The organism is Micromonospora sp. IBHARD004 (genome assembly GCF_052814115.1).
Window position 1 is genome coordinate 5145457 of sequence record NZ_CP199934.1, and the last position, 22408, is coordinate 5167864.

Consider the following 22408-nt stretch of genomic DNA (forward strand, 5'->3'; position numbering starts at 1 on the left):
CACTCCTCGCCGATGACGGAAAGCGCCCCGCACCGCGGAAGCGGCCCGGGGCGCCGGTACGTCAGGCCCGGCGGAGCCAGAAAGTCAGACCGAGCGACTCGTCGGTGAACGGCTCGGCGTCCGGCCAGGACGGCTCGCCCTCGGCGCAGTCGGTGGCGAGCACCTCCTCGGCGACGAGTTCGCGATGCTCGGCCAGGGCGAGCGCCGTCTCCTCCCGCGTCGGCCGGTACCGCAGCACGATCCGGTCGGTCACCTCCAGCCCACTGGACTTGCGGGCCTCCTGGATCTGCCGGATCGCGTCCCGCGCCGTCCCGGCCCGGCGCAGCTCCGGGGTGAGGTGCAGGTCCAGCGCCAAGGTGGCCCCGGCGTCGGCGGCCACCGCCCAGCCCTCACGTGGCGTCTCGACGATCACCACCTCGTCCGGGCCGAGCGTCACCGGCTCGTCCCCCACCAGGACGGTGGCCGACCCCGTCTCCCGCAGGGAGTCCTTGAGCGCCGCCGCGTCGGCCGCCGCGATCGCGGCGGCCACGTGCTGTACCGCCTTGCCGAGCCGCTTGCCGAGGGTACGGAAGTTCGCCTTCGCGGTGGTGTCCACCAACGAGGCGACCGCTCCGCCCACCGCAGTGACCGAGCCCACGTTCAACTCGGCCGCGATCTCGGCCAGCAGGTCGGGGGAGAGCTCCTCGAAGTCCGCAGCCGAGGCCAGTGCGCGGGACAGCGGCTGGCGCACCTTCATCCCGGAGTCCGCCCGTGCCGCGCGGCCCAGCTCGACCAGCCGCCGGGCGAGCGCCATCTGACGGGACAGCGCGGGGTCGATCAGCGACTCGTCGGCGACCGGGTACCCGGCCAGGTGCACCGACTGGGCGGCATCCGGGGTCACGGGCGCGACCAGGTCCTGCCAGACGCGCTCGGCGATGAACGGAGTGAGCGGCGCCAGCAGCAGGGTGAGCGTGGAGAGCACCTCGTGCAGGGTGGCGAGCGCGGCCGGGTCCCCCCGCCAGAAGCGCCGGCGGCTGCGCCGGACATACCAGTTGGACAGGTCGTCGATGAAGGTCGACAGCAGCCGGCCCGCCTGGTGCGTGTCGAACCCGGCCATCGCGGCGTCCACCTGCTGCACCAGCGTGTTCAGCTCGGAGAGCAGCCACCGGTCGAGGACCGGCCGGTCCTCGGGCGCCGGGTCGGCGGCCGAAGGGGACCACTTGGCCGTACGGCCGTACAGGGCCTGGAAGGCGACGGTGTTCCAGTAGGTCAGCAGGATCTTGCGAACGACCTCCTGGAGGGCAGTGTGCCCGACCCGGCGGGCCGACCACGGCGAGCCCACCGCGGCCATGAACCAGCGGACGGCGTCCGCGCCGTGCTGGTCCATCAGCGGGATCGGTTCCAGGATGTTGCCCAGGTGCTTGGACATTTTCCGGCCGTCCTCGGCCAGGATGTGGCCGAGGCAGACCACCGTCTCGTACGGCGACCGGTCGAAGACCAGCGTGCCGACCGCCATCAGCGTGTAGAACCAACCGCGGGTCTGGTCGATGGCCTCGGAGATGAACTGCGCCGGGTAGCGCTGGGCGAAGAGCTCGGCGTTGCGGTAGGGGTAGCCGAACTGCGCGAAAGGCATTGAGCCAGAGTCGTACCAGGCGTCGATGACCTCCGCCACCCGCCGGGCCGTCACGCCGCACCGGCAGGTGAAGGTGACGTCGTCGATGTACGGCCGGTGAGGGTCCAGGCCGGTCAGGTCGTCGCCGGTCAGCTCGCTCAGTTCGGCCAGCGACCCGACACAGGTCAGGTGCTCGTTCTGGCACCGCCAGATGGGCAGCGGGGTGCCCCAGTAACGCCGCCGGGAGAGCGCCCAGTCGACGTTGTTGTTCAGCCAGTCGCCGTACCGGCCGTGCTTGACGGTGGCGGGGTGCCAGGTGGTCCGTTCGTTCTCGCGCAGCAGCTCGTCGCGGACCTCGGTGGTCCGGACGTACCAGGAGGGCTGGGCGTAATAGATCAGCGCGGTGTGGCAGCGCCAGCAGTGCGGGTAGCTGTGCTCGTAGGGCACATGCTTGAAGAGCAGCCCCCGGGCGGTCAGGTCCTCCACGAGCGGCCGGTCCGCCTCCTTGAAGAACAGGCCGCCGATCAGCGCAAGGTCCGGCTCGAAGCGGCCGTTGGGCTGCACCGGGTTGACCATCGGCAGTCCGTACGCCCGGCTGCTGGCGAGGTCGTCCGCGCCGAAGGCAGGCGCCTGGTGGACCAGGCCGGTGCCGCTGTCCGTGGTCACGTACGACGCCAGGATCACGATGTGCGCGTCGGGGATCTCGACCAGGTCGAACGGGGGCCGGTAGGTCCACCGCTCCAGCTCCTTGCCCCGGAACGACTCCCCCGTGAGATCCCAGCCGTCGCCCAGCGCGTACGCCAGCAGCGGCTCGGCCACGACGAGCTGCTCGTTGCCGTCCGTCGCGACGACGTACCGGACGTCCGGGTGGACAGCCACCGCGACGTTCGAGGGCAGCGTCCACGGCGTGGTCGTCCAGACCAGCAGCGACGCCCGGTCCGCGAGCGGGCCGGAGGTCAACGGGAACCGGACGTAGACCGACGGGTCGACGACCGTCTCGTACCCCTGGGCGAGTTCATGGTCCGACAGGCCGGTCTCGTCCCGCGGGCACCACGGCGCGACGCGGAAGTCCTCGACCAGCAGGCCCTTGTCGAAGATCTGCTTCAACGACCACCAGACGGACTCGATGTACTCCGGGTCCATGGTCCGGTAGGCGTCGTCCATGTCGACCCAGTAGCCCATCCGCTCTGTGAGCTGGGCGAACGCGTCGGTGTGCCGGGTGACCGACTCGCGGCAGCGGGCGTTGAACTCGGCGATGCCGAACTTTTCGATGTCCTGCTTGCCGGAGAAGCCCAGCTCACGCTCGACGGCCAGCTCGACCGGCAGGCCGTGGCAGTCCCAGCCCGCCTTCCGGGCGACGTGGAAGCCCTTCATCGTCTTGTAGCGCGGAAAGACGTCCTTGAACACCCGGGCCTCGATGTGGTGGGCGCCGGGCATGCCGTTCGCGGTCGGCGGCCCTTCGTAGAACACCCATTCCGGGCGGCCCTGGGACTGCTCCAGGCTGCGCGCGAAGACGCTGTTGGCGTGCCAGAAGTGCAGGATCTCGTGGTCGAGAGCAGGGAGATCCACCTGGGTCGGGACGCTGCGGTACATCACTCCTCCGTCGGATGCGTGTGGTGCTCCGGCGGAGGGACGAGGCCGGTCAGCCCCGCGGTACCACCCTCCTTGGCCGCGTGCGGCCCTCTCGTTTGATCGTGCGGTCGGTTCTACTCGGCCTCCGGCCTTTCTTCCGACGGCTCCGGGGTGATCTTCCCACCGCGCACACCCCCGGGCTTCCACCATCCCCGGGTCGCTCCTGGCTGCGTTCGGCGGTACTCGTCCCCATCAACGCCTCGCCCGAACACGATAGCTGATCTGCGTCCTGTCGATGGATCAGCTCAGGATCCGTGGCAGGGCGTGTTCATCCTCGCCGGCGAACCGGCCACTGCGTTAGGCGGGTAGTGACCAGCCGGGCGTGGCCAGTAGGGCGCCGTCGTCGCCGACGAGCAGGGCCTCGTACCCGGGTAGCGTGGCGAGCCATGTCACCGCCTGAGGTCCCTGCGCAGCCGCTGCGGTGGCGTACACGTCCGCCCAGGTCAGGGACGGGCCGATGACGGTGACCGAGCGCACGCCCCGGGCGGGGGCGCCGGTGTGCGGATCTACGATGTGGGCCCCGCGGTGTGCACTGCCCGAGGTCGCGATTGCCCCGTCGACGACCTCGATGGTGGTGAGGAGCTTGTCGGGCTGTGCCGGATCCTCCACGCCTACGCGCCAGGATCCGCGTACCGTCATGTCCCCACCGGCATTCAGGTAGTACGCGTACCCCTCCAGGTGCTCCGCGGCGCGCTCGACGGCCCAGCCCTTAACGAGGCCGGACGGGTCGAAGTGGGTGCCACCGCCGGGTTCGGGAAGGTAGGCGTTGAAGTAGCCGCCGGTACGCTGCCGCGCCTGCTCGCACAGGTCGAGTACCGCGTCGACCAACGGGTCATGTACTGGCTCTCCCCGGTTCAGGGCGCTCAGCCGGCTGTCCGGGCGGTATGGGCTGAAGACGGCGTCCATCGCGCGCAGTTCGGCGAAGGCCCCGGCGACGGCGTTCGCCGCCGCCGGGGAGTCGGCACCGGGACCGCGCAGATGCACGCTGACGGGCAGACCCATGATCTGCTCGACGAACGCCTGCCTGGTCACGGCTTGGCCTCGAAGTGGGCGCCGTCCAGCGCGGCCTGGAGCGACTTCGTGTAGCCCTCGCTGGTCAGCGTCGCCCCGGACACCGCGTCGACCTGCGCGTTCTGCGCGGCGAGCGCCTCGGCGCGCAGCTGCGGCACCGCATGCTTGTTGATCTCGCGGGAGCGGTTGTTCTCGTCCGGCACCGTCACCGGTGTGATGTCGGTGATCCGGCCGCCGCTCAGGTGGGCCTGCACCTGGACGGGCCCCCGCTTCGTCTGCACGGCTGGACCGTCGGCGACGGTGGTGGAACCGGACCGGGTGACGGTGCCCCGTGAGGCCTTGGGGTCCGCCGCCGCACCGGGGCCGGTCTCCACGGCCGGCGCGCTTGCGCCGCCAAAGGTCCCGGCCGAAGGCGAGCCACCGAGTCCGGTCGACGTCCGGTAGCTGAAGAGAAGTACCACCACGGCGATCGTGGCGAGGAACCACATAGTGATCTTGCGCATGTCGTCCTCCTCAGGATTGTGAGTGCCCATGAGGATGGGTGGTGGAGTTACCAGGTAAAGCGCTCAAGATGAATGTGCTCAGCCGGCACGCCAGCCTGCCGCGCCGCCCGGACCACCGATTGCATCCACTCATCCGGTCCGCAGACGAACACGTCGTGCTGCGCGATGTCCGGGACAAGCTCACGCAAGGCTTTCGCGTCGTCGCCGAATCCGGCCGGCAGCCACGAGTTCTCCCGCCCGCGCGGCCCCAACAGGTACTCCACGCGCACGCCACGGACGGCCGCGAGGCGCTCCAGTTCCTGGCGAAACACCAGGTCTTCTGCCGAGCGCGCCCGGTACAGCAGCGTGGCTTCGCCAGGCGCGTACGGTAACTCTTCCAACAACGTCCGCAGCGGGGTAATTCCGATCCCGGACGCGATCATGGTGACCCGCGGAGCCGTGCGACGGGCGGCGGTCAGCCGGCCGTACGGCCCCTCAATCAGCACACGGGTACCCGGCCGTAACTCTGACACCTTCTCGCTGCCCTCGCCGCGGGATCGCACCGTGATCCGCAGCATGTCCTCACTCGGCACCGCGGACAGCGAGTACGGATGGCCGCGACTCCAACCCGGGCCGCTGAGGAAGCGCCACTGGAAGAACTGCCCGGCGCGTGCCGGCAACTGGTCCAGGTGGCGTCCGCGCATGTAAATCGAGTGAACGCCGGGAGCCTCCGGGACGACTGCGGCGATCGTGAGTCGGTGCCGCAGCGTCCGCCAGGCCGGTAGGCCGAGCCGGAAGGCGACCACCGCGCCGGCGCACGCGGCGTACGCGGTCCACCAGTACAGCGTCGCGGCCCGGGAGCTGGTGAAGTCGGCCCCGGTCCAGAGCTGATGTGGCAGCGCCAGGCCGACGCCGAGGTAGGCGTACAGGTGCAGCAGGTGCCACGCCTCGTAGCGCAGCCGCCGCCGCGCGGCCCGTAGGGAGGTGAGCACGACCATCGTCAGGGCGGCCGCCCCGGCGACCGCCAGCAGCACTCCCGGATACGTGGTGACGAGGCTCCACGCCTCGGCTGTCACGGCGGCCCCATCCGTCGCGGCGTATCCGACCGTGATCAGCACGATGTGCGCGAGCAGCAGATCGAAGGAGACGAACCCGACGACGCGGTGCCAACGGGCGAGCCTGTCCTGTCCGTAGGTGCGCTCGATCCACGGCACGCGCGCCATCAGCAGCACCTGGATGAGCAGCAGGTCGGCCGCGACAAGCCCGGTCAACCGGCCGAGCGACGTCAGGCCCGCCGCCCAGCCACGAAGATCCTGCACACCGCCGCCCCGCACCCAGAGCGCGACGACGATCAGCACGCTTACCGCGCCCGCCGAGGCGATCACATCGGCCCCCCACGACCACGCGGCGGTTCGTACGGGCCTGGCCGCCGCGCCGGCCGACTGCGCCCTCCCCGTCACAAGACCCCCGTCCCGCACCACCCTGTTCGCCCATCAACCGTCGGAGTTCCCCATTGCTATTTCCGGGATCCGTCGGCGAGCGTGTGGTGTCATCGGAGAATCGGCCAGAAGACCTCACACCGGACAAAGATGATTGAGCGCGATCGCGAATTACCGGTTACCGGCGAGTTCGGGTAGCCGCACAACAGCTGCGTCTCGATGATGCCAATTCTACGCGAGCCGCGTCCGTCCTTTTCCTGGCAGCCAATTCTCAGTAGCCGTTTCGATGGGCAGCTGCGCCCTCAAGATCAGGGCGTCCCCAGGGCGTCAGGGCGCCTCCAGGGCGTCGAACGCCAACCAATCATGACCGCCAACGCCCATAGACAGCCTGAAATACGACCAGGTCGCAGCCTTGATCGAGGCTGCGACCTGGTGGGCGACGGACGAGTCGACCTGTACGCCGGATTCTGTGACCGACGCCGCCCCGGAGGACGTCGTCGGCGGCGGCCATCCATCTCGGCCTGCCGTCGCCGGCAGGCTCCAGCGGCCTACCCGCAGACATCGGACGGGCAGCCCTCAAGCGTCTGCGCGGACCGTCATCTTGCGGTGACGACCCATTCTTGGCCTTGCTCCGGGTGGGGTTTACCTAGCCATCCCGGTCACCCGGGATGCTGGTGGGCTCTTACCCCACCGTTTCACCCTTACCGTCCCGCTTAGGGCCGGCGGTCTGTTTTCTGTGGCACTGTCCCGCGGGTCACCCCGGGTTGCCGTTAGCAACCACCCTGCCCTGTGGAGTCCGGACGTTCCTCGGCGACGGGCCGTAGCCCGTCGACGCGACCGCCCGGTCGACTCGTCCGTCGCGCTCTCATCCTAACGACGCGACGGCCTCGCTCATTTCCGACCCGGACACGGGTGGACGGCGGGGACGGCGGCGACCCACCCGTGCCCGCCGCCGGATCACCAGTCCGACACCAGCCCTTCGCCGAAGAGGCGCTCACCCCGTTCCGGCTCGCGTACCGGGATCGACGCGAGGACCCGGCCGGCGGCGTCCAGCGCGCGCACGTCCGCGGGCTCCCCGAGCGGCAGGGCGACCACCGCCGCGCCGCCAGTGCCGCATCACCTTCAGCAGCGCCTCGTGCACCAGGTCCTGCGCCGCGTCCCGGCTGCCGGTCAGCAGGTACGCGGTGCGCAACAGGTCGGCGTAGCGGACCTCGACGAATTCACGGAACTCCGGGTCATCCACCCGTCGACCCCCCGTTGTGACCGTGCACGTCCCACTCCCCTCGTCGACCCTGTCGCCGGGAACGACGCGGCAGGGCGGCGAAAGGTTGAGTCCGCGGCCGGGCGGCGCGGACGGGAGCGTACTAGCCTCTGGGGATCATGGACCTCTCCGACGCCGCGCTCCTGCTCGCCGCCGGTCTCGCCGCGGGCACGATGAACGCGGTGGCCGGGGGCGGTTCCCTCATCACCTTCCCGGCGTTGATCGCGGTCGGGCTGCCGCCCGTGCCGGCGAACGTCAGCAACTCGGTCTCCGTCTTCCCGGGGTACGTCGCGAGCGTCGCGGGCAGCCGGACGGACCTGCCGCCCGGGCGGAGGTTGTGGACGCTGCTGCCGACCGCCGTGCTCGGCACGGTCGTCGGCTGCGTGCTGCTGCTGGCCACCCCGGCGCGGGCCTTCGAGCTGGTGGTGCCGTTCCTGGTGCTGGGCGCGACCGCCGTGCTGGCCTTCCAGGATCCGCTGCGCCGGCTGGTCGGTCACCCGGCCGACCTCAGCCCGCGCCGCCGTACCGTCACGGTGCAGGCGATGGTCGCGCTGGGCACCGTGTACGGCGGTTATTTCGGCGCGGCGCTCGGGGTGATGCTGGTCGCCGGTCTGGCCCTGGTGCTGGACGCCACGCTGGCCCGGGTGTCGGCGATCAAGAATCTGCTCTCCGCGGTGGTGGGGCTGACCACCTTGGTCGTCTTCGCGCTCTTCGGCCCGGTCAACTGGGCGGCCGTCGCGGTGGTCGCGCCGGCGACGCTGGTCGGCGGGTACGCGGGCGCCCGGCTGGTCCGCCGGCTGCCGCCGGTGGTGCTGAAGACCATGATCGTGGTCTTCGGCACGACGATCGGCCTCTACCTGCTCTGGCGCGCGCTGCGCTGAGGCCTGCCGTGCGGCGGGCCCCGGACGCCGAACCGCCCCGGCGCGACGCGGCGCCGGGGCGGTTCGACCAGGGGCGGAGGGAAAAGCTCAGTACGCCTCGCCGACCGGCTCCTCGGGGGCGTGCTCGGCGTCGCGGGCGGCGGAGTTCCAGCGGGACCAGAGCACCCGCTCGCCGTAGCCGGCCGCCATCAGGTGCGCGAAGGCCAGGTAGACCAGCACGCCCACGGCGAGCACCCCGAAGCCGACCCAGAACGGCAGCGCCAGCCCGTGCTCGGCGAGCTTGCCGGAGATGATCGGGGCGGGCGCGGCGGCGCCCCAGCGGACCAGGTTGAACGCGCCGGTGGCGACCCGGCGGTCGCTGGAGCCCAGGCCGAGCGCCAGGTCGGTGAGGTTGGCGTTGGCCAGGCCCATGCAGAGGCCGGCGAGCACGAGCACCACCAGCGACTCGGTGGTGGAGCCCGAGGTGGCGAAGAGCGCCATGCAGACCAGCAGGCCGGCGATGGCCACGCCGACGGTCTGCACCGCGCCGATCCGGTGGGCGAGCCGGTGCCCGATCACCAGGATGCCGGCGGCCAGGCCGAGGCCCCACGCGGTGAACGCCAGCCCCAGCGGCACCACGTCGAGGTGCAGGAAGAGCGGGGTGTAGCCGAGCACCACGAAGAAGACGAAGTTGTACGCGGCGGTGACCACGCAGAGCGTGACGAACGCGGGCTTGCGGTAGGTGGCGAAGATCTGGCCGACGCGGACGGGCGCCTGCCGGTTGGTCGGCTCGCGCAGCTTGCGGGACGCGACGGCCAGCGCGAGGACCATGAAGACGCCGCAGACGAAGAACGGCAGCCGCCAGCTCACGTGGCCCAGCAGCCCGCCGATCAGCGGGCCGACGGCGAAGCCGAGACCGAGCGCGGTCTCGAAGAGGCCGACCACCCACTCCCGGTCGACGGCGAGGTTGACCAGCACCACCATCGCGGTGGCGAAGAACATCGCGTTGCCGAGCCCCCAGACGCCGCGCAGCACGGAGAGCTGCACGATGTTGTCGCTGAACGAGGCGAGGATCGCGGCGAGGCCGACCACCGAGACGCCGGTGATCAGCACGGGCTTGAAGCCGAAGCGACCGCTGGCCAGGGTCGCCGGGATCATGCCGACCGCCATCACCGCGATGTACGCGGTGAAGAGCAACTCGACCTGCCAGGCGGTGACCCCGATCGCCTCGCCGATGGCGGGCAGGATCGGATCCACCACGGCGATGCCGGCGATGGCGAGGAAGGCCACCAGAGTGGTGGCGTAGATGGCACTGCGGTTGGGTTCGGATCGCCGATCCACTCCGCGCCTCCAGACAGATAGCTGTATCGTACAGGTAATTCCGTTGTATCGTACAGCTATGAGGGACGACCGCACGACGGGAACGGGTCGGGACGAGGTCACACTGGGTCGGATCGAGACCGAGGTGGCGCTGCTGATGCGCCTCGGCGAGGCCACCCGGCGGGGCACCGGCACCATGGAGCACCGGCTGCTGGACCGGGCGGCGTACGTGATCCTGCGGCACCTGGACAGCGCCGGCCCGCAGAACGTCTCGGCGCTCGCCGCGAAGCTGAACCTGGACGGCTCGACGGTCACCCGGCAGGTCTCCGCGATGCAGCGGGACGGCCTGATCGCCCGTACCCCGGACCCGGCCGACGGGCGCGGCACGGTGATCTCCCCCACCCCCGCCGGCCTCCAGCGGATGGCCGCCGTCCGGGCGGCCCGCATCCGGCTCTACGGCGACATCCTCGCCGCCTGGTCCCCCGACGACCGGGACAGCCTCGCGGAGCTGCTGCACCGGCTCAACCAGGCCCTGGAATCCCGCTCCCGCCCCCGCTGACGCGCGTGCAAAAGGGCCCCCGGCTCAACAGCCGGGGGCCCTTTTCGCTCACCTCAGGCGACCGGCTCCCGGGCGGAGTCGGCGTCCCGCTCGGTGCCGGGGACGACGCGAGGGTCGCCCTCGTCGGCGAAGTAGTCGTCCGGCGTGGTGTGGTCCACGCCGTCCGCCACCTTCGCCGCCCGCAGGACCAGGGTCAGCAGCGCGGCGACCGCCAGGTTGACCAGCACGGCCACGATGCCCACGTAGATCGTCTTCTTGGTGTCGAAGCCGAATTCGGACAGCGGGAAGGCCGAGCCGGCGAAGTGCTTCTTCCCGGTCGCCGGATTCGCGATCTGGTAGAGCATCCACATGCCCATCGCCATGCCGGCCGCCCAGCCCGCGATCAGCGCGGTGCGGTGGAACCAGCGGGTGTAGAGGCCCAGCGCCACCGCCGGCAGCGTCTGGAGGATGATCACGCCGCCGATGAGCTGGAGGTCGATGGAGAACTGCGGGTCCAGGAAGACGATGCAGGCCACCGCGCCGACCTTCACCACCAGCGAGGTGATCTTGGAGACGTTCGCCTCCTGCGCCGGGCTGGCGTCCCGCTTCAGGTACTCCTTGTAGATGTTGCGGGTGAACAGGTTCGCCGCAGCGATCGACATGATCGCCGCCGGCACCAGCGCGCCGATGCCGATCGCCGCGTACGCGACGCCGGCGAACCAGTCCGGGAACTGCTGGTCGAACAGCAGCGGCACCACGGTGTTGCCGTCCACGCTGCCCTGGGTCGCCCCCGGCAGCGGCTTCACCCCGGCCGCGATCGCCATGTAGCCGAGCAGCGCGATCAGGCCCAGTAGCAGGCTGTACGCCGGCAGCGCGGACATGTTCCGCTTGATCACGTCGCGGTTCCGGCTCGCCAGCACGCCGGTGATGCTGTGCGGGTAGAGGAAGAGCGCCAGCGCCGAACCGAACGCCAGGGTGATGTACTGGAGCTGGTTGTTGGCGTTGAGCAGGATTCCGTCCCCGGGGGCGGGTGACGCCTTGAACTTCGCGTCCGCCGCGTTGAAGATGTCGCCCCAGCCGCCCAGCTTGTACGGCAGGTAGATGACCGCCACCAGGATCACGATGTAGATCAGCGAGTCCTTGACGAAGGCGATCAGCGCCGGGGCGCGCAGCCCGGACTGGTAGGTGTAGGCGGCCAGGATCGCGAACGCGATGATGATCGGCAGGTGCCGGGCGATCGTGCTCTCCCCGGTGACGCCCATCGTCTTGAGCACCGCCTCGATGCCGACCAGCTGCAGCGCGATGTACGGCATGGTCGCGAGGATGCCGGTGATCGCGACCAGCAGCGCCAGGATCGGCGAGTCGAACCGGTTCCGGACGAAGTCCGCCGGGGTGACGTAGCCGTGCCGGTGCGACACCGACCAGAGCCGGCAGAGCACCAGGAACACCAGCGGGTAGATCACGATCGTGTACGGCACGGCGAAGAAGCCCATCGCACCCGCGCCGAAGACCAGCGCCGGCACCGCCACGAAGGTGTACGCGGTGTAGAGGTCACCGCCGACGAGGAACCAGGTGATCCAGCCGCCGAAGTTGCGGCCGCCCAGCCCCCACTCGTCAAGGTGGGCCATGTCGCGCGGCGCCCGCCAGCGGGCCGCCACGAAGCCCATCGCGCTGACCAGCAGGAAGAGGAACGTGAAGACGATGATCTCGGTCAGGTGGTCGCGCATCACCGGTCACCCCGCTTCTTGGTCATCTGGTAGACCAGCGTGGTGGTGGCCACGCCGAGGATGATCCAGGCCAGCTGCAGCCAGTAGAAGCGCGGGAACCCGAACAGCCGGGGTGAGTCGGCGTTGAAGAAGGCCGGGATCAGCGGCACCACAATCGGTATGAAAAGCAACCAGTTCCAGGGACTGTGGTCCTTCGCCCTGGATCGCGCCGAAGTCGGCGCCTCCGGTTCGGGTGCTGCCATGTGACACACCTCCGGGAAAGTCGTAACTAGCCATGTGACGGCCGGAGGCTACGACCCTGTGAGCGCAGTCACGATCAGCGGTGCGACGGCGATGCGCCGAACGGCGTTCCGGCTGCGCCGAGCGGTGCCGGCCACCGCCCGGCGACCGTCGTCAGAGACCGGTGAGGTGGGCGGTGTCGTTGACCGAACGGACCGCGACGCCGCCGTCCGGGTACAGGTCGAGCAGCGAAATGCCGGCCGTGTCCAGGTACAGCCGGTGCAGGAAGGCGTCACCGGCCGCGAGGGCGTCACGCAGCACCAGCTTGATCGGCGAGACGTGCGAAACCACCACCACGGTCTCCCCCGGGTACGCCGCGCGCAGCCGGTCGACCGCCCGGTTGATCCGCTCGGCGACGACGACGAACGACTCCCCCTCCGGCGGGGCGACCCTGGTCGAGGCGAGCCAGGCGTCCAGCTCGCCCGCCCAGCCCTCGCGCACCTCGGCGAAGGTGCGCCCCTCCCAGGCCCCGAAGTCGCACTCGATCAGGTCGTCGTCGGGGCGTACCGGCGGGTTGCCGACGACCGCGGCGATCGCCTCGGCGGTGGCCGTACAGCGGGACAGCGGCGAGCTGACCACGGCCGCGACGGACGGGGCCAGCGCGGCCACCCGGGCGGCCGTGGCCCGGGCCTGGGCCCGGCCACGGTCAGTCAGCGGCACGTCGCCGCGGCCCGAGTAGCGCTTCTGCACGGTCCGCTCGGTCTCGCCGTGCCGGACCAGGATCAGCCGGGTGGCCGTCTCGGTGGGGCGCGGCTCCCAGGAGGCGGGGATGGTCGCCGGATCGGTGCCGGTGGCGCGGCCCGTGGCCGCCCGGGCGGCCACCTCGCGGGCGGCCGCGCGGGCCGCCGAGTCGGGGGCGGCCACCTCGCGTGGCGGCTCCACGATCCGCGGCGGCGCGACGGCGGCCCGGCTCGGGGCCTTCCCGGCGGCGACGTCCATCGCGGCGTTGGCGAGAGCGTCGGCGTGCTTGTTGCGCTCCCGCGGGACCCAGCTGAACCGCACGCTGGCGAACCGGCCGACGAGGCCGGCGGCCTGCGCGGCGAGCGGTCGCAGGCCCCGGTGCTTGATCTGCCAGCGGCCGCACATCTGCTCGACCACCAGCTTGGAGTCCATCCGCGCCTCGACCTCGGACGCGCCCAGCTCGGCGGCGGCCTCCAGCCCGGCGATCAGGCCGCGGTACTCCGCGACGTTGTTGGTGGCGGTGCCGATCGACTCGGAGCGCTCGGCGAGCACCTCGCCGGTCTCCGGGTCACGGACCACCGCGCCGTAGCCGGCGGGACCGGGATTGCCCCGGGACCCGCCGTCGGCCTCCACGACGACCGCGCGCACCGCCACGGCGACTACAGGCCCGACTCGTTGGTACGCACCATGATCCGCCGGCACTCCTCGCAGCGGACCACCTCGTCCGGGGCCGCCTTGCGGATCCGGGCCACGTCGGCGCCGGAGAGCTCCAACCGGCACCCGCCGCAGCGGCCCCCGGTGAGCAGCGCCGCGCCCAGCCCGGTGTCCTCGCGGATCTTGTCGTAGAGGCCGATCAGGTCGGCCGGGAGGTCACCGACGAGCGGCTGGCGGGCGGAGCGCTTGAACTCCTCCTCCTTGGCGATCTCGGCGAGGCTGTCGTCGCGGCGCTGCTCGGTGGCGGCGCGCCGGTCCCGGGCCTCGGCCATCCGCCGCTCGATGCCGTCGAGCACCCCCTGCGCGGTCTCCCGCTCCTCCATCAGCTCCAGCTCGGCGTCCTCCAGGTCGCTCTGCCGGCGGTTCAGCGAGACCAGCTCGTGCTGGAGCGCCTCCAGCTCCCGGGCCGGGCCGCTGCCGGCGGCGAGCCGGGCCTCGTCCTTGCTCTTGCGCGCCCGCACCTGCTCGACGTCCTTCTCCAGCCGGGCGATGTCCCGGTCCAGGTCGTCGACGGCCACCTGGGCCCGGACCCGCTCGTCCTCCAGCGCGGAGAGCTCCCGCGCGAGGGCCTCCAGCTCGGCCCGCTCCGGCAGCGACCGGCGGCGGTGGGCGAGCTGGGCCAGGGCGGTGTCGATCGCCTGGAGGTCGAGCAGGCGGCGCTGCACCTTCGGGTCAGCCTTCACGGGCAGGGCTCCTTGTCGTCCGGACGGGGTGCGGCGGCGTGCACGGTCCACGGGTCGGTGTCCAGGTCGGACACCACGGTCTCGACGCCCAGCGCGGTCCGCAGGTGGGCGGCCAGGTCGTCCAACCAGGGTCGTTCGGTCGCCCAGTGGGCGGCGTCCAGCAGGGCGGGGCCGCCGGCGGCGAGGTGCTCGCCGGCGGGGTGGTGGCGCAGGTCGGCGGTGAGGTACGCGTCCACCCCGGCGGCGGACGCCTCGGCGAGGAAGCTGTCCCCGGAGCCGCCGCTGACGGCGAGGGTACGAACCATACGCCCGGGATCCCCGGCGGCGCGAACTCCCCAGGCGGTGACGGGGAGCACGGCGGCGGCGTGCCGGGTCAGCTCGGCGAGGGTCATCGGGGCGGGCAGCTCACCGATGCGGCCGGTGCCCCGCCCCGGGCCGTCGGCCGGGGAGCCGGGGCGCGGCCGGTGCAGCGGGCGCAGCCCGGTCAGCCCGAACCGGGCCGCCAGGGCGTCGGAGACGCCGGGTTCGGCCACGTCGGCGTTGGTGTGCGCCACGTACAGCGCCACGTCCGCCTTGATCAACCGGTGGACGATCCGCCCCTTGTACGTGGTCGCGGCGACCGAGGAGACCCCGCGCAGCAGCAGCGGATGGTGGGCGACGATCATGTCGGCCCCGGCGGCGAGCGCCTCCTCCACCGTCTCGGGCACCACGTCCACCACGCAGGCGACCCGGCGTACGCCGGTGGCGGGCTCGCCGAGGACCAGGCCGACCCGGTCCCACTCCTCCGCCCAGGCGGGCGGGTAGCGGCCGTCCAGCACGGCCACCACGTCGGCCACCGTGGGCGGGGATCCGGTTGTGCTCACGGCCGGCCAGCTTACCGGCGCGGGCGGTGACGCACGCCCTGGACCGCCGGGACGCGCCCCGCGCAGGACCCGGCGCCGCGCCGGCGGATTCCGGCGGACGACCACCCGGTGCGCCCCGCGGCCATCCGGTCCCGGCTCAGGCGACCGGGGCGACCGGGCGCCGCACGCCACGCAGCGCCGCCAGGCCGACCCCCCACGGGAAGGCGTCCTGGTGGCGCTCGCTGGTGCCCGGCGGGTGCAGCGGGACGACGAGGTCGCCGAAGACCACCGCCACCCCCCACTCCCGCAGCCGGCCCAGGCTGGCCCGGAACGCCGGGTGGGCGGCCATCGCCGAGTTCGTGTACGGCACCGCCGCGATCGGCAGGCCGAGCCCCTGGCCCTCGATCAGCAGCCCGAGCGCCAGGGTGTCGGCGATCCCGACCGCCCACTTGTTGACCGTGTTGACCGTCGCCGGGCAGACCAGCATCGCGTCCGCCGGCGGCAGCACGTCGGGGTCGCCCGGGTTCTTGTACCAGGTGCGGACCGGATGGCCGGTCTGCCGGGCCAGCGCGGTCCGGTCGACGAACTTCGCGCCGTCCGGCGTGGTGATCACGCAGACGTCCCACCCGTCCTGCTGGGCCAGCTCGACCAGCCGGCCCACCTGCCGAGCCAGCGGCGAACCGCAGGCGATGACGTAGAGCACCTCGCGGCGAGCGTCACTGATGCGCGGACCGTTCATCCGACCGGCACCAGGCTCATACTCCGACTCCCATGTGCTCAGCCAACTCCGCAATCGGCGGAGGCGGCGCACCCCGTGTGCGACGGAGCACGTCCGCCATCACCTCGTGGGCGATCGGGCGGCAGCGGATCTCGGACGGCGCCAGCCGGTCGCCGCGCAGCAGCATCTCGCCCGCGTTCGCCACGTCGCCGATCTGCGCGTAGCCCCGGGCGATGTCGAGCAGGTGGTGCGCCCGCCGCTCCGGCAGCAGCGCGTTGAACGCCGGCTCGGCGATGGCGTGGTGGATCTCCACCGCCCGCCCGCCGTCGCCCAGCTCCACGGCGGCGGCGGCCCGGTGCAGCTCCAGGTTGGTCGGACCGAACGAGGTCCAGTAGTGGTTCTGGTCGCCGCCGAGCAGCGTCGCCGCCTCCTGCGCCCCGGTGAGCAGGTCGTCCACGGTGGCGGAGTCGCCGATCCGGGCGGCGGCCATCGCGCCCTGGAGCAGCAGCATGCCGTAGACGGAGAGGCGACCCGGGGAGGCGTCGTTGCCGCCGCCCGGGGCGAGCCGGTTGGCGATGTTGACGTTGAGTTCGAGCGCCGGCCGGGCCCGACCCATGGCGACCAGCGCGTTGCAGACCCGGGTGGTGGCGATGCCGGCCAGCAATGGGTCGTCGGCCCGCTGGGCGACCGCCATCGAGCGGTCCGCGGCCAGCCAGGCCAGGTCGCACTCGCCGAGCTTGCGCAGCACCGAGGAGGCGATCTGGTAGACCTGCCCGAGCAGGTGGGCCGACTCCCGGGCCTGGTCGCCGCCGTAGCCGGCGTCCGCCGCCTGGGCGTCGCGCAGCAGCTTCGGCAGGGCGCGGGTGAGCATCCCGTACCGGCCGTACTGGTAGGTGAGCCAGGCGTGGTTGACCGCCTTGCGCATGTCGTCCAGCGGCGGCGGGTACGGCGCGGCGTCGAAGTACGCGCTCATCGAGTCGTACCGCTCCAGCGCGGCCCGGATCTCCTCGACCTCGACCTGGTCGATGCAGTTCAACGCGTCGGTACGTCGCTCCGGGTCCTTGCCGAGCAGCAGTTGGACGTCGACCTGGAGGATGTCGGCGATCTCGTAGAGGACGGAGAACTTGTCCAGCCGCCGGACGCCGCGCTCGACCTTGTCCACCCAGCTCTTGGACTTGCCCAGCCGGTCGGCGAAGACCTGCTGGGACATCTTGCGCCGGCCCCGCCAGTACGCCACCCGACGGCCTATCGGCAACTCATCCATCTCCCATCCCTCCCCCCGGCCCGCGTCCGGCTGACGTTTGGGGCCCTGCTGCCGTCCACAACCCGTTGGTTATTCAGGTTTTCGCTGGTCGCACAGTCTGTACGTCGGCCGTACAGCCAGTCCTCGTAGTTTTCGTGCAAGTTGCATCAGCCGTTCGTCAGCTCAACGATCGTGGGTTACGGCAGTGACGGCGCTCGACATCTGACGTGAGGAAATTCCGGGAAGGGCGAGAGGAGATGGCACACATGTGGGGGAATGTCGGACCGCGCGTCGCTCACCTGTCGCCCCTGGAGCGGGTCCGGCTGCGCCGGGTCGCGGTCCGCTACGCCGGCCACGGCTGGGAGGTGACCCCCGGCGCCTGCCTCGCCAACAGCCGCTTCGTCTGCGGCCGGGCGGGCTGCCCCACCGTCGGCTGCCACCCCGCTTTCGAGAACTGGGAGCAGGCGGCGAGCGCCGACCCGGCCCGGGTGGCCACCTGGTGGCGCAGTCGGCCGCACGGGGTGCTGCTCCCCACCGGGCGCGCCTTCGACGTGCTGGAGGTCTCCGCCCGCCTCGGCCGGCACGTGCTGGACGCCGTCGCGACCCACCCCGCCGGCTTCGGGGTACGCGGGCCGGTCCTGGTCACCCCCGCCGGCCGGTGGATGTTCCTGGTCCGCCCCGGCGACCCGCTCCGGCCCGAGCTGGAACACTGCTTCCACGTGGTCCGGCACGGCCCGGGCTCCTGGATCGCGGCGCCGCCGACCCGGCTGCCCGAGGGCATCGTCCGCTGGGCCGTCGCCCCCGAACAGGCCCGCTGGCAGCTACCCGACTCCTATCTGGTGCAGAACGCGCTGATCGACGCGTTACGGGCGGCCGGGGTGACGCTCGCCTCCGACCTGCTCCCCCGCCAGCTCCCGCTCCCCCGCCGCGGCTGGTGACCGGCCGCCGCCCGGCCGGGTGAACGACCCCCGCGCGGCAGCGACCCCGGCGGCGTCGACCTCGTTGAACCGGGTGACGGCGAACCGACGCCAATGAGCGGGGGTAGACCATGTCCAGGGACGACGCGGCACGCCACACCGGCGGCACCGAGCCATCGCGGCACCGGCGCCGCCCGTACGGCTGGGCCGGCACCCGCCCGTGGGGCACCCGACCCGGCCGCCCCCGCCCGCCCGGCTCCCGCCCCGCCACCACCCACCGCCCCCTCCGCTGATCCCGGGGCCCCGGGGTCAGTCCGCCAGGGGGAGGCGGGTGGAGTGGAGCAGGCGGGCGTCGTCGGTGACCACCGCGTGCAGGTGGTCGGGGAGGCGGTCGAGCCAGCCGATGCCGGACCGGCCCATCGCCACGGCGGCAGTGGCGTACGCGTCGGCGACGCCGAGATCCGCGCCGACCACGGTGACCGAGCGCAGGCCCGGGGCCGGGGCGCCCCGGCGGGGGTCCAGCACGTGCTGGCCGCGCTCGTACACCCCTGAGGTGGCCACCGCCAGGTCGGTTCCGCTGAGCACCAGGCAGGTGGCCGCCGGGTCCCAAGGGTGCCGGATGCCGATCCGCCACGGCTCGCCCGTCGCGGAGTGGCCGCGTACCCGCACGTCGCCGCCGGCGTTGACGCAGTGGTTGGGGGCGCCGGCGGCGCACAGCCGGTCCGAGGCGACCTGGGCCGACCAGCCCTTGACGTAGCCGGAGGGGTCCAGCCGCCCGGTGACGTACGCGTCGAAGAAGCCGTCGGTCGCGCCCCAGAGGTCGGCGCAGCGGTCCAGCACCGCCCGCAGGTCCGCCGACGCCTCGGCGAGCGGCAGCTCGCCCCGGTCGAACCGGCACACCTCGCTCTCCTCCCGGTAGGTGCTGAACCGGGCGTCGACCTCGCGGAGCCAGCCGAACGTCTCCTCGGCCAGCTCGTGCAGGGTCGCGGCGGGCAGGTCGTCGGCCAGGTCCAGGCTGATCGCCGTACCCATGATCTGCTCGACCCGGCGCAGGCCCGGACGGGCGCGCGGCGCCGTCACCTCGACCACCGTCTCAGGCCTTGTCGATCGCGGCCTGGAGCGACTGCTGGTACGCGTTGCTGGTGTAGGTGGCCCCGGAGACGGTGTTCAGGTTGGCGCTCTGCTTCGCCACCACCTCGCCGGAGGTGCCGCTGTAGCGGGCCTGCACGTCGTCGCTGCGCAGCCCCGACCCCCCGGACTGTGGCATGCCGAGGCCGGTGGCGTTGACGATCCGGGTCCCGCTCAGGGTGATCTGCACCCGGAGGGAGCCGTACTGGTAGCTGACCACCGGACCGGTGACCGTCCGGGTGGTGGTCTTCGGCGCGCTGGTGGTGGTCTTCGGCGCGGCCGTCGTCGCCTTGGCGGTGGTGCTGGTCCTCGTGCCCGGGGTCCGGCTGGCGCTGGCCTTCGCGCTCTGCCGCGCCGACGGGGCGCCGCTCGCCGCCGGGGTACCCGGGGCCGGGGTGACTCCGGGGGCCACGGACGCCTGGTCGGCGGGGAGGTCCTGGGCGACCTGACTGGCGCCCGGGGAACCCTTGAGCACCACCAGCGCGGTGGTGCTGGCGGCCAGGCCGGTGATCGCGAGGACGGCGCGACGCATGGGAGGAAAGCCTTTCTACAGCTCGAACGTGGCGAGGTGGATCTGCCGGCGGGGGACGCCGGTGCGGCGCAGCACCCGGACCGCCTCGTCGACCAGCCCGGCGGGCCCGCAGAGGTAGACGTCGCGACGGGTCACGTCGGGCACCAGCTGGCGCAGCCCCTCCGGGCTCATCACCTGGCGGGGGCCGGGATCGTTGCGGGAGCCGATGACGTACCAGACGGACGTCCGCCGGGCTTGGGCCAGCCAGTCCAGCTCTGGGTGGAGCAGCACGTCGGCCGCGGTGCGGGCGCGGTAGATCAGCGCGGCGCCCGCCGGCAGCTCCTCCAGCATCGCCCGCAGCGGGGCGATGCCGCTGCCGCCGGCGATGAGCAGGGCGCGCTCCCGGGTGCGGTGGGCCGCGGTGAAGGTGCCCGACGGCCCCTCCGCCCAGACCCGGGTGCCCGGCCGGAGGTCGCGCAGGTCGGCGGTGTGCGCGCCGACCACCTTCACGGTCAGCCGGAGCCAGCGGCCGTTGGCGGCGGCGGAGAGCGAGAACGGGTGGGACTGCCACCAGCCGCCGACGTTGAGGAAGCGCCAGCGGAAGTACTGCCCGCCGAGCATGTCGATCTGGTTGAGCCGGCGACCGGTCAGGTAGATCGAGATGGTGTCGGGGCTCTCCGCCACCACGTCCGCCACCCGCAGCCGGTGCCGCAGGTTGAAGTGCAGCGGGGCGATCATCCGACCCCAGATCAGCGCGGCGAGGACCAGCAGGTACGCGGCGATCCAGCCGGTCCGGACCGGGCCGGGCTCGAAGAGCTGGGCGCCGTTGCCGAACTGGTGGCCGAAGCCGAGCAGCAGGGCCGCGTAGCTGGTCAGGTGCAGGTGGTACCAGAGCTCGTACGGCATGACGGTGCGGATCGCCCGGATGCCGGTGAAGCCGACCGCCACCATGATGCCGGCGGCCACGAACGCGGAGACCATGTCCTCGTAGTCGCGCAGCAGCGAGCCGACCTCGCCGAGGATCGACTTCTTTTCCAGGCCGGCGTAGGCGACCACGATCAGCGAGAGGTGGGCGAGCACCGCGACGAGCAGGGTGGCGCCGAGGTCCCGGTGCAGGCGGGACAGCCGCTCCCCGCCGACCCAGCGTTCCAGCGCGCCGAGCCGGCTCATCATCGCGACCTGGACCAGCAGGAGGTAGCCGGCGACCAGGCCGGTGATCCGCCCGGCCGCGGTGCGGAGGTCGGTGGTGTCGGCGAGCGAGCCGGCCGGGGTGTCCAGCCACCAGGGCAGCACCGCGGCCACCAGGCCGAGCCAGAACAGGGCCGCCAGGGCCCGCCGGCCGCCGGGCCCGCGGCGGGGCAGGGCCGGCGGGGGTAGGAAGGAAGCCGAACGGCCGCCGTGCGGGAGCGAGGTCCCGGTACGGCGGCCGGCGGCGTAGGTGTCCTGATATGTCACGCGTACAACTTCATGGGTACGTATTTCTGCCGGGGGAAGACCTTGTCCACTTCCGCCGTGGTGAGCCCGAACCGGCCCTGGGCCACGGAGCCGTAGACGTTGAAAATGTTGTTGTACTCGGGTACGTCTCCCGAGTCCAGGTCGTTCAACCCGTTCCAGGTACCGAGCAGCGAACCGGCGAGCTTACGCCCGGACAGGATGGTAACCACCCCGCCGTGCCCGTGGTCGGTGCCGCCACCGTTGGAGGCGACCCGGCGGCCGAACTCGCTGGACACCATGATCGTCACGTCGGCGGCCCGGTCGCCGAGGTCGGTGAAGAACGCCGCCATGGCGGTGGCCAGCTCGTTGAGCCGCCGCCACAGGTTCCCGCCGTCCTGGGTGCCCTGGTTCTCGTGGGTGTCGTAGCCGCCCATGCCGACGGTGGCGACCCGCACGTTCGCCCCGCCCTTGATCAGCTGGGCGAGCTGCTGGAACGCGAACCCGACGCCCTGGTACCTCACCCCCGCCGCGGCCTGGTACGGCTTCGCGGCGAGCTTCTGCGCGGTGGCCAGCGCGCCCATCCCCTCGATGACCGCCTCCTCCACCGGGTGGTTGATCCCGGTGAACAGCCCGCGGATCGCCTTCTCGGTGGCGGCCCGGTACTTCTCGTCGCCGTTGAGCCGCAGCTCGCCGACGCTGTTCAGGGAGAGCGCGCCGTTGACGCCGACCAGCGACCGGGGCAGCGTGCTGCCGATGCCCACGCTGCGGAACGCGGTGCCCTTGCCGAGCGCGTCGACCAGGCTGTCCAGCCAGCCCCGGCCGCCGGTCTCGCCGGGCAGGCCACCCAGGTTGCAGGCGTCGGCGGCCTGGAAGTGGCTGCGGGACAGCCGGGGGTCGGAGACCGCCGGGACGAAGCCGAGCTGGCCGGCCTTGAGCCACTTCTCCAGCGGGGCGAAGGCGCTGGTCAGCTTGAAGCCGCGACCCAGGGCCAACGAGTCGTTGCCGAGCAGCAGGTCCGGCCGGGCCTTGCCGAGGATCGGGTCGTCGGCCGGGGCGACCAGGCTCAGCCCGTCCAGCCCGCCGTAGAGGAAGACGTGGATCAGGGTGCCGGTCTTCGTCGCCGCGAAGGACGCCGAGGTGGTGACGAACTGGGCGGTGGCCAGCGCGGTGGCGGTGGCGGCGGCGCCGGCGACGAAGGTGCGCCGGGTGACGCCGCGCCCGTCCTGCTGGGCCTCCTCCAGCTCCTCCAGCCGCCGGTAGCGGTCCGCCTCGGCGGCGTTCTCCGCCGCGACGACGTCGGACTCCGCGCGGAGCAGCGCCTCGGCCGGGTTGTCGGCCAGCCGCCACAGGTCCGGGCATTCTGGGTGCAGGGGGTACGAGTACACGGTCTTCTCCAT

General features: G+C 72.2%; 20 protein-coding genes, 1 other RNA gene and 1 pseudogene. 3 read left to right on the forward strand and 19 right to left on the reverse strand.

Annotation, left to right across the window (positions count from 1 at the left end; all coding sequences use genetic code 11):
- Positions 1–61: 61 nt before the first annotated feature.
- The 7 genes and pseudogenes from ileS to ACTWO6_RS25050 form a co-directional block, all read right to left on the reverse strand.
- On the reverse strand, positions 62–3184 hold the full coding sequence (gene ileS, locus ACTWO6_RS25020) for an isoleucine--tRNA ligase (protein ID WP_446216226.1): 3123 nt from the start codon (positions 3182–3184) through the stop codon (positions 62–64).
- A gap of 336 nt (positions 3185–3520) precedes the next feature.
- Positions 3521–4255: an FAD:protein FMN transferase gene (locus ACTWO6_RS25025; protein WP_446216227.1), complete on the reverse strand. Its 735-nt coding sequence runs from the start codon at positions 4253–4255 to the stop codon at positions 3521–3523.
- Positions 4252–4737 (reverse strand): FMN-binding protein, encoded by a 486-nt coding sequence (locus tag ACTWO6_RS25030; protein WP_446216228.1) that lies wholly within the window; start codon positions 4735–4737, stop codon positions 4252–4254. The genes ACTWO6_RS25025 and ACTWO6_RS25030 overlap by 4 nt, the downstream gene beginning before the upstream one ends.
- A 47-nt stretch (positions 4738–4784) precedes the next feature.
- On the reverse strand, positions 4785–6101 hold the full coding sequence (locus ACTWO6_RS25035; RefSeq protein WP_446216229.1) for a ferredoxin reductase family protein: 1317 nt from the start codon (positions 6099–6101) through the stop codon (positions 4785–4787).
- Positions 6102–6595: 494 nt separating this feature from the next.
- Positions 6596–7008, reverse strand: an RNA gene (gene rnpB, locus ACTWO6_RS25040) — RNase P RNA component class A.
- Positions 7009–7112: 104 nt separating this feature from the next.
- A complete protein-coding gene (locus ACTWO6_RS25045; RefSeq protein WP_446220871.1) occupies positions 7113–7250 on the reverse strand; it encodes a hypothetical protein in 138 nt (45 codons plus the stop codon).
- 52 nt (positions 7251–7302) lie between these two features.
- A pseudogene (locus tag ACTWO6_RS25050) lies at positions 7303–7398 on the reverse strand (SigE family RNA polymerase sigma factor); the annotation flags it as partial.
- Between the two features lie 137 nt (positions 7399–7535).
- Between ACTWO6_RS25050 and ACTWO6_RS25055 the strand changes: the two are divergent.
- Positions 7536–8297 carry a sulfite exporter TauE/SafE family protein gene (locus ACTWO6_RS25055; RefSeq protein WP_446216230.1) on the forward strand — a complete coding sequence of 254 codons (762 nt, stop codon included), beginning with the start codon at positions 7536–7538 and terminating at the stop codon, positions 8295–8297.
- A gap of 87 nt (positions 8298–8384) precedes the next feature.
- On the opposite strand, the gene ACTWO6_RS25060 is transcribed toward ACTWO6_RS25055, so the two are convergent.
- Positions 8385–9617 (reverse strand): MFS transporter, encoded by a 1233-nt coding sequence (locus tag ACTWO6_RS25060; RefSeq protein ID WP_446216231.1) that lies wholly within the window; start codon positions 9615–9617, stop codon positions 8385–8387.
- A gap of 58 nt (positions 9618–9675) precedes the next feature.
- Between ACTWO6_RS25060 and ACTWO6_RS25065 the strand changes: the two genes are divergently transcribed.
- On the forward strand, positions 9676–10155 hold the full coding sequence (locus ACTWO6_RS25065) for a MarR family winged helix-turn-helix transcriptional regulator (protein WP_446216232.1): 480 nt from the start codon (positions 9676–9678) through the stop codon (positions 10153–10155).
- Between the two features lie 53 nt (positions 10156–10208).
- Here ACTWO6_RS25065 and mctP read toward each other — a convergent pair whose 3' ends face one another.
- The 7 genes from mctP to ACTWO6_RS25100 all read right to left on the reverse strand — a co-directional run bounded on the left by mctP (position 10209) and on the right by ACTWO6_RS25100 (position 17042).
- A complete protein-coding gene (gene mctP / locus ACTWO6_RS25070; RefSeq protein ID WP_446216233.1) occupies positions 10209–11864 on the reverse strand; it encodes a monocarboxylate uptake permease MctP in 1656 nt (551 codons plus the stop codon).
- A complete protein-coding gene (locus ACTWO6_RS25075; protein WP_130338728.1) occupies positions 11861–12103 on the reverse strand; it encodes a DUF3311 domain-containing protein in 243 nt (80 codons plus the stop codon). Before ACTWO6_RS25075 ends, mctP begins: the two co-directional genes overlap by 4 nt.
- Before the next feature lie 151 nt (positions 12104–12254).
- Entirely contained in the window at positions 12255–13475 is a 1221-nt protein-coding gene (locus tag ACTWO6_RS25080; RefSeq protein ID WP_446216234.1) for a bifunctional RNase H/acid phosphatase, read from the reverse strand.
- Between the two features lie 5 nt (positions 13476–13480).
- On the reverse strand, positions 13481–14218 hold the full coding sequence (locus ACTWO6_RS25085; protein WP_446216235.1) for a zinc ribbon domain-containing protein: 738 nt from the start codon (positions 14216–14218) through the stop codon (positions 13481–13483).
- The gene (locus ACTWO6_RS25090; protein WP_446216236.1) at positions 14215–15081 is read right to left on the reverse strand and encodes a Nif3-like dinuclear metal center hexameric protein; all 867 of its coding nucleotides are present in this window, start codon (positions 15079–15081) and stop codon (positions 14215–14217) included. The genes ACTWO6_RS25085 and ACTWO6_RS25090 overlap by 4 nt, the downstream gene beginning before the upstream one ends.
- Positions 15082–15217: 136 nt before the next feature.
- On the reverse strand, positions 15218–15799 hold the full coding sequence (locus ACTWO6_RS25095; RefSeq protein ID WP_446216237.1) for a flavoprotein: 582 nt from the start codon (positions 15797–15799) through the stop codon (positions 15218–15220).
- 16 nt (positions 15800–15815) lie between these two features.
- Entirely contained in the window at positions 15816–17042 is a 1227-nt protein-coding gene (locus ACTWO6_RS25100) for a helix-turn-helix domain-containing protein (protein ID WP_446216238.1), read from the reverse strand.
- 245 nt (positions 17043–17287) lie between these two features.
- Between ACTWO6_RS25100 and ACTWO6_RS25105 the strand changes: the two genes are divergently transcribed.
- Entirely contained in the window at positions 17288–17959 is a 672-nt protein-coding gene (locus tag ACTWO6_RS25105; protein ID WP_446216239.1) for a bifunctional DNA primase/polymerase, read from the forward strand.
- Positions 17960–18247: 288 nt separating this feature from the next.
- Here ACTWO6_RS25105 and ACTWO6_RS25110 read toward each other — a convergent pair whose 3' ends face one another.
- From ACTWO6_RS25110 to ACTWO6_RS25125, 4 genes are all read right to left on the reverse strand, one after another.
- Positions 18248–18970 (reverse strand): FAD:protein FMN transferase, encoded by a 723-nt coding sequence (locus ACTWO6_RS25110; protein ID WP_446220755.1) that lies wholly within the window; start codon positions 18968–18970, stop codon positions 18248–18250.
- Between the two features lie 61 nt (positions 18971–19031).
- The gene (locus ACTWO6_RS25115; protein WP_446216240.1) at positions 19032–19598 is read right to left on the reverse strand and encodes an FMN-binding protein; all 567 of its coding nucleotides are present in this window, start codon (positions 19596–19598) and stop codon (positions 19032–19034) included.
- Positions 19599–19613: 15 nt separating this feature from the next.
- Positions 19614–21032: a ferredoxin reductase family protein gene (locus ACTWO6_RS25120; protein ID WP_446216242.1), complete on the reverse strand. Its 1419-nt coding sequence runs from the start codon at positions 21030–21032 to the stop codon at positions 19614–19616.
- A complete protein-coding gene (locus ACTWO6_RS25125) occupies positions 21029–22408 on the reverse strand; it encodes a DUF1501 domain-containing protein (RefSeq protein ID WP_446216243.1) in 1380 nt (459 codons plus the stop codon). The genes ACTWO6_RS25120 and ACTWO6_RS25125 overlap by 4 nt, the downstream gene beginning before the upstream one ends.